The organism is Arthrobacter sp. SDR-2R (assembly GCF_057747955.1).
In genome coordinates, this window is the sequence record NZ_CM173231.1 from 3903572 (window position 1) to 3918773 (window position 15202).

Annotated in this window: 14 protein-coding genes; 8 read left to right on the top strand and 6 right to left on the bottom strand. The window is 66.1% G+C overall.

Translation table 11 applies throughout. The features are described from left to right. Window position 1: 1 nt before the first annotated feature. Window positions 2-337: a cupin domain-containing protein gene (locus AC3ANU_RS18035; RefSeq protein WP_018771358.1), complete on the bottom strand. Its 336-nt coding sequence runs from the start codon at window positions 335-337 to the stop codon at window positions 2-4. Between the two features lie 147 nt (window positions 338-484). On the opposite strand from AC3ANU_RS18035, the gene AC3ANU_RS18040 reads away from it, so the two are divergent. From AC3ANU_RS18040 to AC3ANU_RS18060, 5 genes are all read left to right on the top strand, one after another. Then, window positions 485-892 (top strand): DUF1304 family protein, encoded by a 408-nt coding sequence (locus tag AC3ANU_RS18040; protein ID WP_488315013.1) that lies wholly within the window; start codon window positions 485-487, stop codon window positions 890-892. 64 nt (window positions 893-956) lie between these two features. Further along, on the top strand, window positions 957-2192 hold the full coding sequence (locus AC3ANU_RS18045; RefSeq protein ID WP_488315014.1) for a mechanosensitive ion channel family protein: 1236 nt from the start codon (window positions 957-959) through the stop codon (window positions 2190-2192). Between the two features lie 52 nt (window positions 2193-2244). Further along, on the top strand, window positions 2245-2997 hold the full coding sequence (locus AC3ANU_RS18050) for a metalloregulator ArsR/SmtB family transcription factor (protein ID WP_142074042.1): 753 nt from the start codon (window positions 2245-2247) through the stop codon (window positions 2995-2997). Between the two features lie 128 nt (window positions 2998-3125). Next, the gene (locus AC3ANU_RS18055) at window positions 3126-4415 is read left to right on the top strand and encodes a hemolysin family protein (protein ID WP_134165901.1); all 1290 of its coding nucleotides are present in this window, start codon (window positions 3126-3128) and stop codon (window positions 4413-4415) included. A gap of 130 nt (window positions 4416-4545) precedes the next feature. Then, a complete protein-coding gene (locus AC3ANU_RS18060) occupies window positions 4546-4962 on the top strand; it encodes a hypothetical protein (protein WP_056389367.1) in 417 nt (138 codons plus the stop codon). A gap of 44 nt (window positions 4963-5006) precedes the next feature. On the opposite strand, the gene AC3ANU_RS18065 is transcribed toward AC3ANU_RS18060, so the two are convergent. From AC3ANU_RS18065 to fdhA, 4 genes are all read right to left on the bottom strand, one after another. Further along, complete coding sequence (locus tag AC3ANU_RS18065; RefSeq protein WP_144601323.1) at window positions 5007-6368, bottom strand: MFS transporter; 1362 nt, start codon at window positions 6366-6368, stop codon at window positions 5007-5009. 67 nt (window positions 6369-6435) lie between these two features. Further along, entirely contained in the window at window positions 6436-7386 is a 951-nt protein-coding gene (locus tag AC3ANU_RS18070) for a serine hydrolase (RefSeq protein ID WP_144601322.1), read from the bottom strand. A gap of 143 nt (window positions 7387-7529) precedes the next feature. Beyond that, a complete protein-coding gene (locus AC3ANU_RS18075; protein ID WP_018771376.1) occupies window positions 7530-7883 on the bottom strand; it encodes a GNAT family N-acetyltransferase in 354 nt (117 codons plus the stop codon). Window positions 7884-7996: 113 nt separating this feature from the next. Continuing rightward, entirely contained in the window at window positions 7997-9208 is a 1212-nt protein-coding gene (gene fdhA / locus AC3ANU_RS18080; RefSeq protein ID WP_018771377.1) for a formaldehyde dehydrogenase, glutathione-independent, read from the bottom strand. Between the two features lie 313 nt (window positions 9209-9521). Between fdhA and AC3ANU_RS18085 the strand changes: the two genes are divergently transcribed. Both AC3ANU_RS18085 and AC3ANU_RS18090 read left to right on the top strand, forming a co-directional pair. Then, window positions 9522-10496 (top strand): aldo/keto reductase, encoded by a 975-nt coding sequence (locus AC3ANU_RS18085; protein WP_488315015.1) that lies wholly within the window; start codon window positions 9522-9524, stop codon window positions 10494-10496. Between the two features lie 28 nt (window positions 10497-10524). Next, complete coding sequence (locus tag AC3ANU_RS18090; protein ID WP_488315016.1) at window positions 10525-10854, top strand: DUF6457 domain-containing protein; 330 nt, start codon at window positions 10525-10527, stop codon at window positions 10852-10854. Between the two features lie 13 nt (window positions 10855-10867). On the opposite strand, the gene AC3ANU_RS18095 is transcribed toward AC3ANU_RS18090, so the two are convergent. Continuing rightward, window positions 10868-13195 (bottom strand): FdhF/YdeP family oxidoreductase, encoded by a 2328-nt coding sequence (locus tag AC3ANU_RS18095; RefSeq protein WP_488315017.1) that lies wholly within the window; start codon window positions 13193-13195, stop codon window positions 10868-10870. Between the two features lie 251 nt (window positions 13196-13446). On the opposite strand from AC3ANU_RS18095, the gene AC3ANU_RS18100 reads away from it, so the two are divergent. Continuing rightward, window positions 13447-15183: a RecQ family ATP-dependent DNA helicase gene (locus tag AC3ANU_RS18100; RefSeq protein WP_488315018.1), complete on the top strand. Its 1737-nt coding sequence runs from the start codon at window positions 13447-13449 to the stop codon at window positions 15181-15183. The last annotated feature ends 19 nt before the right edge of the window (window positions 15184-15202 follow it).

The following is a 15202-nucleotide window of genomic DNA, read 5'->3' on the forward strand; positions in this document are numbered from 1 at the left end:
GTCAGTCCCGGTGCTTGGCCACCGTGAACAGGAAGGTGGAGTCCTCCTCTGCGTGAAGGCTGTGCAGACCGGGCGGGACGATCAGCAGGTCGCCGGACTTGCCCTGCCAGGATTCCCCGCCGGCGCGAAGGCTGACGCAGCCCCGGATCACGAACACCGTGGCGTCGCCCGGATTCTGGTGCTCACTCAGCTGCGTTCCCGCGGTCATCGCCATGACCGTCTGCCGGAGGATCTTTTCGTGGCCCCCGTACACCGTGTCCGCAGCCCTTCCGTTCGGGGAGCCGATGGCTGCTTCGAGCTGCTGCCGGGCCAGCGCGTCAATCGATATCTTCTGCATGGGCCCAAGGCTACCCACGTGGTGGGGAGATGAACACGTGCCAAACGGCCTTCCGGTGCGAGCGCGGGCGCCAGCGTCGGCGTGGGCGTCCAAGATCCCCCAATCCGGGGATGGAGCAGCCCGCAGGCGCAGCCCTACGCTGCAAGCATGAACGCCGCAGCGCAGGTCTTCGCGGTACTCGCCGCAGCCATCTACATCGTCGTGTTTCCAGTGGAGAGCTTCCTCCTCCGCCGTCACCGGTGGGCTCAGAAGTTCCTGAGTACGCCGCCGGAAAATGTGCGTGCAGTGATGATGTGGGCCATCCCCACCGGTTACAGGAACCTGGTGATTGCGCTGGGGGTGATCGCCGGAGTGGTTGCCGCCAACGCCGGGCAGCTCGTGGTGGGCTACACACTGGTGGTCTACTGCTGCGCCAACATGGTCCTCACCGCCCCCACCATGCTGCTCGCCGACATCCAGGGCCACTACCCAAGTAAATGGGAGAGTGTGCCGGGAACCCTCGCGGCCACCGTCCCGGCACTCGTTGCCTTGCTCCTGCTGCCGCTGGGGCCATAAGCGGGGCACGCCAAGGCGCCGGCGCGATTTCGGTCCTGCCGCCGAAGTTGGTAGTGGTTAACGGATGCCAGACCTACTTAACCGCGCCATACCCTTCCTTGCCGTCGCCGTGGCGGTGGCCGCCGGACTGGTCCTGTCCTGGCTCCTCCGCAAGGTGGTCCTCCATCTGAACCGGAACCGGCCCGAGCTGCAGGCAACCTCCCGGGTGGCCCGGCAGCCCTTGCGGCTGGCACTGTGCCTGGTGGGCGTCCGTGCTGCCCTCAGGCTCACGGCCAACAACGAAAGCTGGCACGCCGGCGTCGACCATCTCCTGCTGATCGCCCTCATCGGCGCGGTCGCCTGGCTCGCCGTCGCGGTGCTGCTCATCGTGGAAGCCGTGGTGCTGAACCGGCACAGCGTGGACGTGGCGGACAACCGGCGGGCACGGCGCCTGCGCACGCAGATGATCCTGGCACGGCGCATTGCCGTGGCACTGGTGGTGGTGCTCGCCGTCGGCACCGCGATGCTGACCTTCCCCGCCATCCAGGCGCTGGGCGCGGGGCTGCTGGCGTCCGCCGGGGTGATTTCCATCGTTGCGGGCCTCGCCGCGCAGACGTCGCTGGTGAACGTCTTTGCCGGCATGCAGCTGGCGTTCACCGATGCCATCCGCGTGGACGACGTGGTGGTGGTGCAGAAGGAATGGGGCCGGATCGAGGAGATCACCCTCACCTACGTGGTGGTGCACCTCTGGGACGACCGGCGGCTCATCCTGCCGTCCACCTACTTCACCACCACGCCGTTCGAGAACTGGACGCGCCGCCAGTCCGAGGTCATGGGCACCGTGGAGTTCGATCTCGATTGGCGCGCCCCTGTGGAGGACATGCGCACCGAACTGCGCCGCGTCCTGGCGGAGACCGAATTGTGGGACGAGCGCGTGGGCGTCCTGCAGATCACCGATGCCACCGGCGGCTTTGTCCGTGTCCGGATCCTGGTCAGCGCCGCGGACAGCGCCGCGCTCTTCGACTTGCGCTGCCTGGTCCGGGAAACAATGGTCATGTTCCTGCAGCAGAACCATCCGGAAGCCCTCCCGCACCAGCGCTGGGAGCAGGCGGCGGACGACGGCGGCACGGCCACACGGCGCAGGGCACCACTGCGCGGGCTGGGTTCGCCTCCGGCCGGCGGTGCCCGTCCCCCGGCGGACCCGCACGAATCGCAGCTGTTCACCGGCTCCATTGAGGCAGTGGAGAGGTCGCGCGCATTCACCGGGCCAGGCGATGAGGTGTTCGAGGAGCGGGACAGGAACCTCGCCTCCCGCAACTGAGGCAGGCAAAACCCCTTGATAGGTGACTATTAGGTCACATATCATTGCTGTCATGGACGACGTGTTCAAGGCACTCTCCGACCCCACCCGCCGGGACCTGCTCGATGAGCTCTACCGCGAGGACGGCCAAACCCTGAGCGCCCTTGAAGCCCGGTTCAGCATGAGCCGGTTCGGGATCGCCAAGCACCTCCGCATCCTGGAGGACGCAGGCCTGGTGGTGACCCGCCGTCGGGGGCGGGAAAAGCTGCACTTCCTCAATCCTGTCCCCATCCGCCTGGTCCACGACCGCTGGGTCAGCAAATACGCAGAACCATGGGCCGCTGCCCTCAGCGACCTCAAATCCAGATTGGAAAGTCCCATGGAAAAAATCTTCGAGATCTACATCAAGACCACGCCCGAACGGCTCTGGGAAGCCATCACGGACAGCGACATCCGCAGCAAGTACCAGTTCGGCAACACCATCGAGTCCGATTGGTCACCGGGCGGACGCTTCGTGATGGGCAACCCGAAGGCCGGGGAGGCCCTCGGCGAAGGCGAAAACCTGGAGGTGGACCCGCCGCGCCGCCTGGTCCAGACCATGCGCGCCCTGTGGGGCGAGGACGTCAAGGCCGAGGGCACGTCCACCATCACCTGGGAGATCGAACCGGTCGGCGATTCCTGCCACCTCACCGTCACCCACAGCGACCTGCGCGAGGGTGCCAACGAACAGCTTTACGGCGGCTGGCCGATGATCCTCTCCGGCCTGAAGACATGGCTGGAAACCGGCGAAAAACTCACTACGCCCGGCTCGCTGATGTACACCTAAGCCATAGATTTTGAGGTAACGCACGACGGCGGCGGGTGCTGCCCGCCGCCGTCGGTGTCTGGGCAGGGCTGCAGCGGAGTCCGTCGAAGGCAGGCGCCGGCGGGTCCGCGGCTGGGTAAGGTCGTGTCATGGACAGCGGCACCCTGGTTAATATCGCTTTGGTTCTCGGTTTCGTGCTGCTGGGCGGGGTGTTCGCGGCGGCGGAAATCGCACTGGTCTCCCTGCGCGAAAGCCAGGTGCGCCGCATCGAGAAATCCGGTGACACCGGCGCCCGGACTGCCGCCCTTGCCCGCAACCCCAACCGTTTCCTCTCCACTGTCCAGATCGGCGTGACCCTGTCCGGATTCTTCTCGGCGGCGTATGGGGCCTCGGCGATCGCTCCCGCCGTCGTACCCCTCCTTGAAGCCCTCGGACTTGGTGCGGCTGCCGGGCCCGTGTCCTTCATCGGCATGACCCTGCTGGTGGCTTTTCTTTCCCTGGTCCTGGGCGAACTCGCCCCCAAGAGGCTGGCGCTGCAAAGCCCTGTTGCCTTCACCCGCATCCTGGCCCCGCCGCTGATTGCCCTGTCGCATGCCATGCGGCCGGTCATCTGGCTCCTGTCGGTCTCGACGGACGCCGTGGTCAGGCTCTTTGGCGGTGACCCGCGCGTCAAGCGGGAAAGCATCAGTTCCGAGGAGCTCTGGGACATGGTGGCCGAGAACGAACTCCTCGAAGAGAGCAGCCGCCACATCCTGGCCGACGTGTTCGGCGCCGGCGACCGGACGCTGCAGGAGGTGATGCGCCCGCGCACGGAGGTGACCTTCATCGACGGTGCCATGACGGTGGCGGACGCCCGCCGGATGGTCAGGGACGGCCCGTACTCACGGTTTCCGGTGATCGGGCGCAGCCCGGATGACGTCCTGGGCTTCGTCCACATCCGCGACCTGATGCCCCGCGACGAGGTGCAGGACCATTCGCCCGTGCGGGACATCGCCCGGGAGATCCTGCCCCTGCCCGGCACCAACCGCGTGCTCCCCTCCCTCTCACGGATGCGCAAGACCAACCAGCACATCGCTTTGGTGGTGGATGAGTACGGGGGCACCGACGGCGTGGTCACGCTCGAAGACCTGGTGGAGGAACTGGTGGGCGAGATCTACGACGAATACGACACCGGCGCCGAGCACGAGGACCGGGTCAACGTGGCCAACGGAACCATCGACGTGGACGGCGGCCTGATCCTGCAGGAGTTCAAGGCCGCCGCCGGAATCGAACTCCCGGAGGGGCACTACGAAACGGTGGCCGGGTTCGTGATGGACCGCCTGGGCCGCCTCCCAAAGGCAGGCGACCGGGTGCAGATACCGGGGTACGTGTTGACGGTCCTCAGCATGGACCGGTTACGGATTGCCCGGATCCGGGTCACGCCGGTGGCACCCACTTAGCCCCTGACTGCTCACCCCAGCCTGATCCTGCGCCAAGGGCCGGCATCGGGGACCAATGGCCCTAGGGGGCGGATGGGGCGGCGGCCAGAATTGGAGCTCTCCATACCCCCGGCAGGCAGGACGAATAAGGATGTTCACGAAACGCACCGCCCTTATTGGCACCGCAGTGGCGCTGGCCGCTGCGGCTTTTGCGGGACCGGCACAGGCAGCAAGCAGCGATGGCGCGCAAGTCAGCAAGCCCGGCGAATGCGGCACCTACAGCGATCCCCGGTTCTGCCATTCAGGTGTCACAGTCAGCACTGACGTCTCCACACCCAGCGGCCTGGAATCGTCGTCGTACAACTCCTCCAGCACCTATCCGGACGATCAGTCAGCCGGTTCCACCGTCCGGACCCGGATCAATACCCATAGCCTCGATCGGAATGGGGAGTCCATCGAAGTGGGCCAGCACTATGCGCAGACCACCGGGCGGTGCACCGACCGGGAAGACAGCCAACAGGTCAGGGACCGGCTCCTGTACAACCGCGAGGTGTACTACTGCAGGTGAGCGCAGGCTGGACACACCTTTCCGGGGGCACCCGCGCAACGCACCTAGGCCTTCTGCTGCCGCCAGAACACGGAGATCCCGAACGTCACGGCACAGAGCACCAGCATGGCCAGCACCATCCGCATCCAGCTGTCCTGGTGCACCCCGCTTGATGCGAACACGCCGATCATCACGGTGGCGGTGATCGCGCCCACGTAGCGGCAGGTCTGGTAGATCCCGGCCGCCACCCCGCGGTCCTGCGGCCGGGTGGACACGAACATGCCCTGGTTGGAGGCGATGCTGACCGTGCCGTACGGGATGCCCATCAACGCGGTCAGTACCACCACAACGGGGATGGCCAGCGTGCCGGTCAGCAGCCACATGAGCGCCGCCACCACGGTCAAAAGGACGACGCCGGCAAGCAGCACCCGCCGGACACCGAACCTTCCCATGGCGGAGACTGCCCACGGGGTGGCTACCACGGACATGCCGGCCAGGGGCAGCATCAGCAGCCCCACCACGCCGGGGTCGTAACCGCCGGCTTCCTGCAGCAGCTGCGGGAGGCCGAAAAAGACGAAGTAGTACACGCTGCTGAACACGGCGAACGCCAGGTACACGAGCATCAGCGGCCGGTTCCGGCCCAGCAGCCGCAGGTTCAGGAAGGGTTTGGCGAAGCGCAGCTCCCGCCAGGCAAACAGCCCCGCGACCACGGTTCCGGCGGCCAGCATCCACCACCGGTAGTCCGGCGCGACGTTCAGCGCAGCCATCATGACCAGGAGAAGGGCGGCGATGAACCCGGCAATCCCCGGGACGTCGGAGTCCCGCACCAGTTCCGCCACGCTGCCGCGCTCCCGGACCTGGTCCGGCGGTGCGGCCTTCCGCACGGTCAGCAACGCCGCGAGTGCCAGCGGGACGTTGACCAGGAACAGCGACTCCCAGCCCACGAAGCCCACCAGCAGGCCACCGACCACCGGGCCCACCGCGGCTGCGGACGTGTTGGCCATCTGCAGCCGGCCCAGCGGGCGGGCCGAGTCCACCTTGGCCCGGTGCGCCAGAGCGCCCACCATCACCACGGCACTGGGATATGCGGTGGCAGTTCCCAGAGCCATGACCGCCCGTGCCACGCACAGCAGCGCGAAGTTCGGGGCCAGCGGGGCCAGCGCGCAGGTGACGGCTACCAGCCCCATGCCCAGCATGAACATCCGCCGCGGGCCGAACCGGTCGGCGAGCCGGCCCATCACCGGCTGCCCGGCTGCGGAGGCCAGGTAGAACGAGGTGACCACCCAGGTGACGGCAGCAACGTCGAGCCCGAAGTCGGCGCGCAGCACCACCAGGGCCACGGCGATCATGGAGGAGTTCAGTGGGTTCAGTGCCGTGCCCAGGCTGAGTCCGGCGACGGCCAGGGCAGTCCGGGGGTTGTTGCTCACGGTAACAGTCTGGCCTAAAGCTTCCACCGCAGGCGACTCGGCGGGCTCCCGGGCGGTGTGGCGTGCGCTATTTTCCTGCCACTCCCACCGGGAAGAGTGCGTCCTCCACCGCCCTGGTCAGGTCCCGGATCACCTCGGCCTGGCCCTCATCCGCCCCGCCGGCGGGGTTCTCCGTATAGATGACCAGGGCGAAGGTCGAACCGCGGTAGCTCAGGAGCGCGGCGTCGTGCAGTTCCCCGGACACTTCCCCGTACTTGTGGTACACGTCCACTCCGGACCGTGATCCCGCCGGGATGAGGTCCTCGTTGTTGGTGTCCTGCATGTAGCTGAGCAGCTGCGCCGTGTTGTCCTTATCCAGGAGTTCGCCTGCATAGAGCTTCTTCAGGATCAGGGCCATGTCCGCCGCGGTCAGGAGGTTTTCTTCGGGGTCGTAGGTGACGCCGATGGAGCCCGCGTAGGCGATCAACTGCGGGTACCCCACGGCATCCATCAGCAACAGCCAGGAGTCGTTGTTGCTGTCGTTGACCATGGCCTTGAGTTGGAACGCGGCGTCGTAGTCGCCCATGGGATCCTCCAGGCCCGCCTGCCCGTTTTCCACCAGGTGATAGTAGGCGGCAGCAGTGAGGATCTTGGCCGTGCTGGCCGCGGTGAACGTGTCCTGGTCGCCGAACGTCCGTTCCGCACCTCCGGACACATCGGCGAGCGCCAGCCCAATCCGGTATTCGGCCGCGTCACTGAGGATGTCGTCCACGCTGTCCTGCAACGACGGCGGAGCTGCCGCCACCGGCGCTGCGGGTACGGCCGGCTGGGTGGGGACCACGGCACCGGTGGGTGGCTCGGACCGGACCACGGCCAGGGTGATGGTCCCGACGATGACCAGTACTACCGCAAGGGCCAGCCACAGCAGCCTTCTGTGGCCCCGGTTCCTGCCCGGAGCTGGCTTGCCGTTTGATGGCCTGCCCGGCGGTTGCAGCGGAGCACCGCGGCCTGGTGTGGGCACCATGGGGTGCACGGACATACAAGGGCTCCTGTCCCGCCTCGGCAATCAAAAACAACACCAGCGCGGCGGTGAGCCGCGCTGACAGATGCTGATTAAATCACCGGCGGTTGGGAGCTTCCTGAAGGCTTGCGGGGTGTTCCGCCGGCTGTAATAGGGATGCGCTAGCCGCGGGCGCGGGCGGACAACGCGCTGTCCAGGAATTCCAGGTGCGCCGGCGCCACAGGCACCACGTTGGCCGAGTATTCCGGGTGCTTTGCAAGGAACTTCTTGATGAACGGGCATACCGGGATGATGCTGCTCCCGGCCTGGACCGTGCTGTCCAGGGCAGCCGTGGCCAGCCGCCCGGCAAGGCCCTGCCCGCCGTATTCCTCGTTGATCACCGTGTGGTAGAAAATCCGCTGCGGCGACTCCCCGCCGTCGTACTCCTTGTACACCGCCTTGCCGATCACGTTGCCGGCGTCGAGGATCTCGAAGCGTTCGCGCCCGGGATTGTGGCGGACGGTGATGTCACTCAAGGGAAACTCCTTCGTTTGCGGTTTGTGTTGCCCGTGCAAAGCCTAACCCGGCCCGGGCAACAGTTATTTCCGCAAGCAAGGGGCCCTTGGTGGCATCCCCGCCCGCCGCCGCGTCAGCTTAAGTAGCCGTTGGGATTGAGGACGTACTTGGTGGCTGCGCCGGCGTCGAACTCCGCGTAGCCCTTCGGTGCCTCCTCCAGCGGGATGGCCTTGGCGTTGACGTTCTTGGCGATGTTGACCCTGTCATTCAGGATGGCCATCATCAGCTGCCGGTTGTACTTCATCACCGGGCACTGGCCAGTGGTGAAGCTCAGCGATTTTGCCCAGCCGGTGCCGAGGCTCAGTGACAGTGCGCCCTTCTTGGCGGCCTCGTCGATGCCGCCCGGATCGCCCGTGACGTACAGGCCTGGGATACCAAGGGCTCCACCAGCGGCCGTGAGCTCCATCAGGGAGTTCAGGACCGTTGCCGGCGCCTCCTTGGCATCGTGGCCGTGGCCCTTCGCTTCAAATCCCACGGCGTCGACGCCGCAGTCCACCTCCGGGACGCCCAGGATCTGCTCGATCTGGTCCTTCGGATCGCCCTTGGTCAGATCCACGGTTTCGCAGCCGAAGCTGCGCGCCCGTGCCAGCCGGTCTTCGTTCATGTCGCCCACGATGACGACGGCGGCCCCCAGCAGGTGCGCGCTGGTGGCTGCCGCAAGACCCACGGGACCGGCCCCGGCAATGTACACGGTGGAACCGACGCCCACCCCTGCCGTGACTGCGCCATGGAACCCTGTGGGGAAGATGTCCGAAAGCATGGCCAGGTCCATGATCTTCTCCATGGCCCGGTCCTTGTCCGGGAACTTCAGCAGGTTCCAGTCTGCGTACGGCACCAGAACGTAGTTGGCCTGGCCGCCGACCCACCCGCCCATGTCCACGTAGCCGTACGCGGCTCCGGGGCGCGCGGGATTCACGTTCAAACAGATGCCGGTCTTGCGCTCCTTGCAGTTCCGGCAGCGGCCGCAGGCGATGTTGAACGGCACCGAGCAGAGGTCGCCCACCTTGATGAACTCGACATCGCGGCCCACCTCCACCACTTCGCCGGTGATCTCGTGGCCCAGCACCAGGTTGGGCGGAGCCGTGGTACGGCCGCGCACCATGTGCTGGTCCGATCCGCAGATGTTGGTGGCCACCGTTTTGAGGATCACTCCGTGGTTGACCGGGCGTCCCACGTTCGCGGGGTTGACACCTGGCCCGTCCTTGAGCTCAAACGTCGGATAGTCAATGTCGATTACTTCCACCTTGCCGGCTTCTTTGTAGGCAACGGCTTTGTTCCCTGTCATCTATCGCTCCTGTAGTCAGGCGTCCGGTGGGACGGCCGTGATCTGGTTGGGTGGCACATCCCGCGAGGGGAACAGCCCTGGCCGATTGGTGCGTCCTGATATGTGAAGTGGTCAGGCAACGGTTCCGGGTGGGGATTCGCCCAGTCTAGGCACGGCCCACCAAGGGGTCTAGGGGTATGAAGCCCCTTGTTTAGGGGAGCAATCCATGAGGGAAACCCCTATAGTGGCGTACGCTGCACCAACCGGTTCCGCTGCCCTGGAAACGGACGCTGCCGGCTGGTTTCCGAACACGTTCTACCGTTGAGGAGCACCCATGAAAACGCGCACCATTGGACAACTCACAGTGTCCGCCCTGGGCCTTGGCTGCATGGGCATGAGCGAGTTTTACGGCGACGGCGATGAGCAGGAGTCGATCGCCACCATCCACGAGTTCCTGGATGCCGGCGGCTCCTTGCTGGACACAGCGGACATGTACGGCCCCTTCACCAACGAAAAACTGGTGGGCCGCGCCATCGCCGGCCGCCGCGAAGAAGCGGTCCTCGCCACCAAGTTCGGAAACGAGCGCCGCGAAGACGGTTCCTGGGTGGGCATCAACGGCCGCCCCGAATACGTCAGGTCCGCCTGCGACGCCAGCCTCCAGCGCCTGGGCGTGGACCACATCGACCTGTACTACCAGCACCGGGTGGACAAGACCGTTCCCATCGAGGACACGGTTGGCGCCATGGCGGAACTGGTCCAGGCCGGAAAAGTCCGGCACCTTGGCTTGTCCGAAGCATCCGCCGCGACCATCCGGCGGGCCCACGCCGTGCACCCCATCACCGCCCTGCAAACCGAGTATTCGCTGTGGGAGCGGGAGCCTGAAACCAAGGTGTTTCCCGTGCTCGCGGAACTGGGCATCGGTTTTGTGCCCTACAGCCCGCTGGGCCGTGGGTTCCTCACCGGGCAGATCCGCAGCGTGGACGATTTCGCCGAGGACGACTTCCGCCGCCACTCCCCGCGTTTCCAGGGCGACAACTTCACCCGCAACCTGGAACTCGTGGACCGGGTCACGGAGCTGGCCGACAGGAAACAGTGCACTCCCGGCCAGCTGGCCCTCGCCTGGTTGCTGGCGCAGGGGGAACATATCGTCCCCATCCCGGGCACCAAGAAACGTGAACGGCTGCGCGAGAACCTGGGCGCCGTGGACATCGAGCTCAGCCAGGACGAGCTTGAGCTGCTGGACCAGCTGGCACCGGCCGGGACAACTGCCGGCGCCCGCTACCCCAACATGTCCACCATCGACACCTAAACGCACCAACGGCGCTAAGGAGAACCCCATGGCAATGAACGACGACGAAGCACGGGTGCTGGACCAGTGGAGCCACCGGCTGGCCCAGGCACTGCAGATCCTTGACCTCAACATGGACCAGGAGCTGCTCCTTGACCTGGCCCGCAAATCCTCCGAGAACGTAATCCATGCCGCCGCCCCCGTCACCACGTTCCTGGTGGGCTACGCGGCAGCGCTGGAGGCAGGCGCGGGCAGCGCCGGGAACAGGGAAGCCGCTGGTGCAGCCATCGAGAAGGCTGCCAAGGTGGCGTTCCAGCTGATCGACGACGGCGCCCACGGCGGGCCGGCGGGCAGCGGGTGGGCGGACACCGGTCAATAGCCGGCGAGAACAGTCAGCCCGCGGCGGTGGGCTCGTCCTCCAGTACCTTCACCGGCTCCAGGCGGACGATGACCGCCTTGGACACGGGTGTCTGGCTGCCCTCGGCCACGCTGTCCAGCGGAACCAGGACATTGGCCTCGGGGTAGTACGCCGCGGCACAGCCCTTCGCGGACGGATAGGACACCACGCGGTAGTTCCAGAGGACCCGTTCCACGTTGTCCTTGTATACGCCACGGATGTCCACGCGCTGCCCGTCGGCCAGCCCCAGTTCGGCAAGGTCTGCCGGATTGACGAAAACCACTTCGCGGCCCTTCCTGATGCCACGGTAACGGTCGTTGTTGCCGTAGATGGTGGTGTTGAACTGGTCATGCGAGCGCATGCTCTGCAGGATCAGGGTGCCGGCGGGGCGTTCCACGTGCTCAAGTTCGTTGACCGTCAGGATGGCCTTGCCGGTGGGAGTGTGGAAAGTCCGTGAATCCCGCGGGCCGTTGGGCAGCACGAAGCCGCCGTCCTGCCGGATCTTGCGGTTGTAGTCCCCGCACCCGTTGACAACGCGGGAGATGTGGTCCCGGATGAGGTCGTAGTTCTTCTCGAAGCCGGCCCAGTCGGCGTTGATGGTGTCTCCCAGCGTCGCCTGGGCCAGCCGGCAGATGATCGCCACCTCGGACAGCAGGTTGGGTCCCACCGGTTCCACCGTGCCGTGGGAAGAGTGCACCGCGCAGACGGTATCCTCCACTGAAACAAACTGCGGCCCGGTTTCCTGGCGGTCGATCTCCGTCCGGCCCAAGGTTGGCAGGATGAGCGCTTCAGCCCCGGCGACTCCATGCGAGTGGTTTAGCTTGGTGGAGATCTGCACGGAAAGTTCGGTGTTCTCCATGGCGCTCTCGGCCGTTGAGGTGTCCGACATCGCGCCCACGAAGTTGCCGCCAAGCCCCACAAAGACCTTGATGCCACCGTCGCGCATCTGCCGGACGGTTTCCACGGCATCCGCGCCGTGTTCCCGGGGCGGTTCGAAGCTGAACTCCTTGCCCAGGGCGTCCAGGAAGGCAGGCGGCATCTGTTCCCAGATGCCCATGGTGCGGTCACCCTGGACGTTGCTGTGGCCGCGGATTGGGGAAGCCCCGGCGCCGGGTTTTCCGATGTTGCCGCGCAGCAGCAGGAGGTTGATGATCTCCTTGATGGTGGCGACGCCCTTTTTCTGCTGGGTTATGCCCATGGCCCAGGTGATGATGACCTTGTCCGCAGCCAGATAGCGGGCGGCCAGTTCATCGATTTCCCCGCTGCGCAGACCCGTGGCTTCGAGGACCGCGGCTTCGTCGAGGTTGGCCAGGTGCGCCCGGAGTTCAGCCAGCCCCTCGCAGTGTTCCTGGAGGAAGGCGTGGTCCAGGACGTTGCCCGGATTGGCATCCTCGGCATCCAGCACCCGTTTCGAAACGGCCTGCAACAGGGCCATGTCCCCGCCGATCCGCACCTGCAGGAACTGGTCGGCAATCTGGGTGCCGTGGCCGATGACGCCCTTGACCTTTTGCGGGTTCTTGTACCGCATCAGTCCGGCCTCGGGCAGCGGGTTGATGGCGACGATGTGGCCGCCGGCCTCCTTGGCTTCTTCCAGTGCCGTCAGCATGCGCGGGTGGTTGGTGCCCGGGTTCTGGCCCATGACGATGATCAGGTCGGCCTTGCCGAAGTCGTCGTAGGAGACGGTCGCTTTGCCCACGCCGATGGTCTGGCCCATGCCCCAGCCCGAGGACTCGTGGCACATGTTGGAACAGTCGGGCAGGTTGTTGGTGCCGTAGGCCCGGATGAACAACTGGTACAGGAAGGCGGCCTCGTTGGAGGTGCGGCCGCTGGTGTAGAACGTTGCCTGGTTGGGGTTGGGCAAGGACTTCAGCTTGTCCGCGATGATCGTGAAGGCATCCTCCCAACTGACCGGACGGTAGTGGTCCTCCCCCGCGGGCTTGTACACCGGTTCGGTGAGCCGGCCCTGCATCCCCAGCCAGTACTCGGTGCGCCGGCGCAGTTCGCTGACGGGATGCCCGGCCCAGAATTCGCTTCCGACCACCACAGGGGTGGCTTCCCAGGTGACCGCCTTGGCCCCGTTCTCACAGAATTCGAAGGTCTTGCGGTGGCCCGGGTCCGGCCACGCGCAGCTCATGCAGTCAAAGCCGTCCTTCTGGTTCAGCGCCAGCAGGGTCTTGCGCGAGCGCTCCACGCCCATGTGCTTGAGGGCAGGCTGCATCGAGTGGTAGACGCCGGGCACGCCGGCAGCCCAGGTCTTGGGATGGCCGCTCACCTCAAGTTCGGATTCGTCGGGTTCTTCGACCTTCGGGTTTTCGCGCGCCACGTTGGGTTCTCCTTGCTTGCCGGTCCCAGATGCGCCTGCTGCCCAGCCGTTTCGGTAATTTCCACAGTTGTTGAGGCTGCCCCTGAAGTCAAGGACGGCCGCCGGCCGGCAGGCCCGTGGGCTGACACCCTGTCCGGCCTGCTTTTCCACATACGCCCGAAGGTTTACGACGGCGGCGCGGGGCTGGCGTAGGGTGGTTCCTACGGCTGAAGCAAGCGGCCGCAGTTTTCTTCTGTGCGGAGCCGCTTTCCATGGCCGACGAACCAGCCCTCCGGGCCCTTGCTGAATCACCCTTCTCGCTGCCCCACCTGCGGGACGGCCAATTGGCCGGCATGGCAGCCCTTGCGGACGGCCGCGACGTCCTGGCCGTGATGCCCACCGGATATGGCAAATCCGCCATCTACCAGGTCGCCGCCCTGCACCTGCACAGGACCACCGGACGTCCCGCCGTCGTGGTTTCACCGCTTATTGCCCTGCAGGAGGACCAGTTGGACGGCCTGGCCCAGGCGCTCGGGCCGGATGCCGCTGTGGCCATCAACTCCTCGCACAGAGACGCCGAAGTCGAGGCTTCATGGCAGGCCGCCGAGGATGGCCGGGCCGTGTTCCTGTTCCTCGCCCCCGAACAGCTGGCCAAGCAGTCAACCGTGGACCGGATCAAAGCCCTAAACATCTCCCTCTTCGTGGTGGACGAGGCCCACTGCGTTTCCTCCTGGGGCCACGATTTCCGACCTGACTACCTCGCCCTCGGCAATGTCCGGGAACAGCTGGGCAATCCGCCCGTGGCTGCCTTGACCGCTACGGCCTCCCCGCCGGTCAGGGACGAGATCGTGGAGCGGCTGGGCATGAACCAGCCACTGGTCCTGGTCCATGGCTTCGACCGGCCCAACATCAGCCTCGATGTGGTCCGCCACCATGAGGACAAGGGCAAGCGCAAGGCCGTCCTTGAGCAGGTGGCGGAGCTGGCCGGGAAGGGTCGAGGCCTGCTGTATGCGGCCACCCGGAAGGACACGGAGAAATACGCGGCCAAGCTGGTCAAGGAGGGGCTGCGCGCGGAGGCTTACCATGCCGGCCGTTCCGCGAGGGACCGGGAACACATCCATGAGCTGTTCCTGGCTGACCAGCTGGACGTCGTGGTTGCCACCACGGCGTTCGGCATGGGCATCGACAAGCCGAACGTCAGGTTCGTGGTGCATGCCGACATTCCGGAGTCGCTGGACTCCTACTACCAGGAGATCGGACGGGCAGGCAGGGATGGCGAATCCGCATCCGCCGTGCTGCATTACCGCTCCGAGGACCTCGGCCTGCGGAAGTTCTTCGGCACCCACTCCCCCGACCCCGGTTCCCTCCTGGCCGTGCTGAAGATCCTCAAGGCCGCCAAGGCTCCCGCGCCGAAGGCGTCCCTGGCCGAGCTCACCGGGTTACCCGCCCGCCGCATCACGGGACTCATCAACCAGCTGGAGGAGGTTGGCGCCGTCAGCACAGGCAAGCGGGGCATCCGGCTGACCTCCAAAGCCAAGCTGCCCGCACTGGTGGACGACGCCGTCGAACTCGCCGAAGCCCGGCAGCGCGTGGACCAGTCCCGGCTGACCATGATGCGTGCGTACGCGGAGACGGACGGCTGCCGGCGGCAGTTCCTGCTGGGCTACTTCGGCGAGGACCTGCCGGAGCCGTGCGGAAACTGCGACGGGTGCGCTGCTGCCGCTTCGGGGGACGCGGGGCAGCTGGGCGAGGGGAAGGCGGGAAAGAAGTCCCAGGCCAAGCAAAAGCAGGGGAAGAAACAGCCGGGCAAGGCGTCCGACGGCGGCGGGCCGGCTTCCGCCGCCGCCGAGCCTTTCCCGCTGCAGTCCGCCGTGGTGCACAAGGAGTGGGGGCCCGGCCTGGTGATGCGGCACGAGGACGACGTCATCACGGTGCTCTTTGAACAGGAGGGGTACAAGACGCTGTCCCGGACCGCCGTCATGGAGCACGAACTCCTGAAGCCCGCTTAGGTAGGCTGGAGGGACCCTC

Bases quoted from the DNA above. Each gene is read 5' to 3' on its own strand.
- AC3ANU_RS18070 (WP_144601322.1), bottom strand. From the start codon at position 7,386: ATGTCCGTGCACCCCATGGTGCCCACACCAGGCCGCGGTGCTCCGCTG.
- AC3ANU_RS18085 (WP_488315015.1), top strand. From the start codon at position 9,522: ATGAAAACGCGCACCATTGGACAACTCACAGTGTCCGCCCTGGGCCTT.
- fdhA (WP_018771377.1), bottom strand. From the start codon at position 9,208: ATGACAGGGAACAAAGCCGTTGCCTACAAAGAAGCCGGCAAGGTGGAA.
- AC3ANU_RS18060 (WP_056389367.1), top strand. From the start codon at position 4,546: ATGTTCACGAAACGCACCGCCCTTATTGGCACCGCAGTGGCGCTGGCC.
- AC3ANU_RS18055 (WP_134165901.1), top strand. From the start codon at position 3,126: ATGGACAGCGGCACCCTGGTTAATATCGCTTTGGTTCTCGGTTTCGTG.
- AC3ANU_RS18035 (WP_018771358.1), bottom strand. From the start codon at position 337: ATGCAGAAGATATCGATTGACGCGCTGGCCCGGCAGCAGCTCGAAGCA.
- AC3ANU_RS18045 (WP_488315014.1), top strand. From the start codon at position 957: ATGCCAGACCTACTTAACCGCGCCATACCCTTCCTTGCCGTCGCCGTG.
- AC3ANU_RS18100 (WP_488315018.1), top strand. From the start codon at position 13,447: ATGGCCGACGAACCAGCCCTCCGGGCCCTTGCTGAATCACCCTTCTCG.
- AC3ANU_RS18050 (WP_142074042.1), top strand. From the start codon at position 2,245: ATGGACGACGTGTTCAAGGCACTCTCCGACCCCACCCGCCGGGACCTG.
- AC3ANU_RS18090 (WP_488315016.1), top strand. From the start codon at position 10,525: ATGGCAATGAACGACGACGAAGCACGGGTGCTGGACCAGTGGAGCCAC.
- AC3ANU_RS18040 (WP_488315013.1), top strand. From the start codon at position 485: ATGAACGCCGCAGCGCAGGTCTTCGCGGTACTCGCCGCAGCCATCTAC.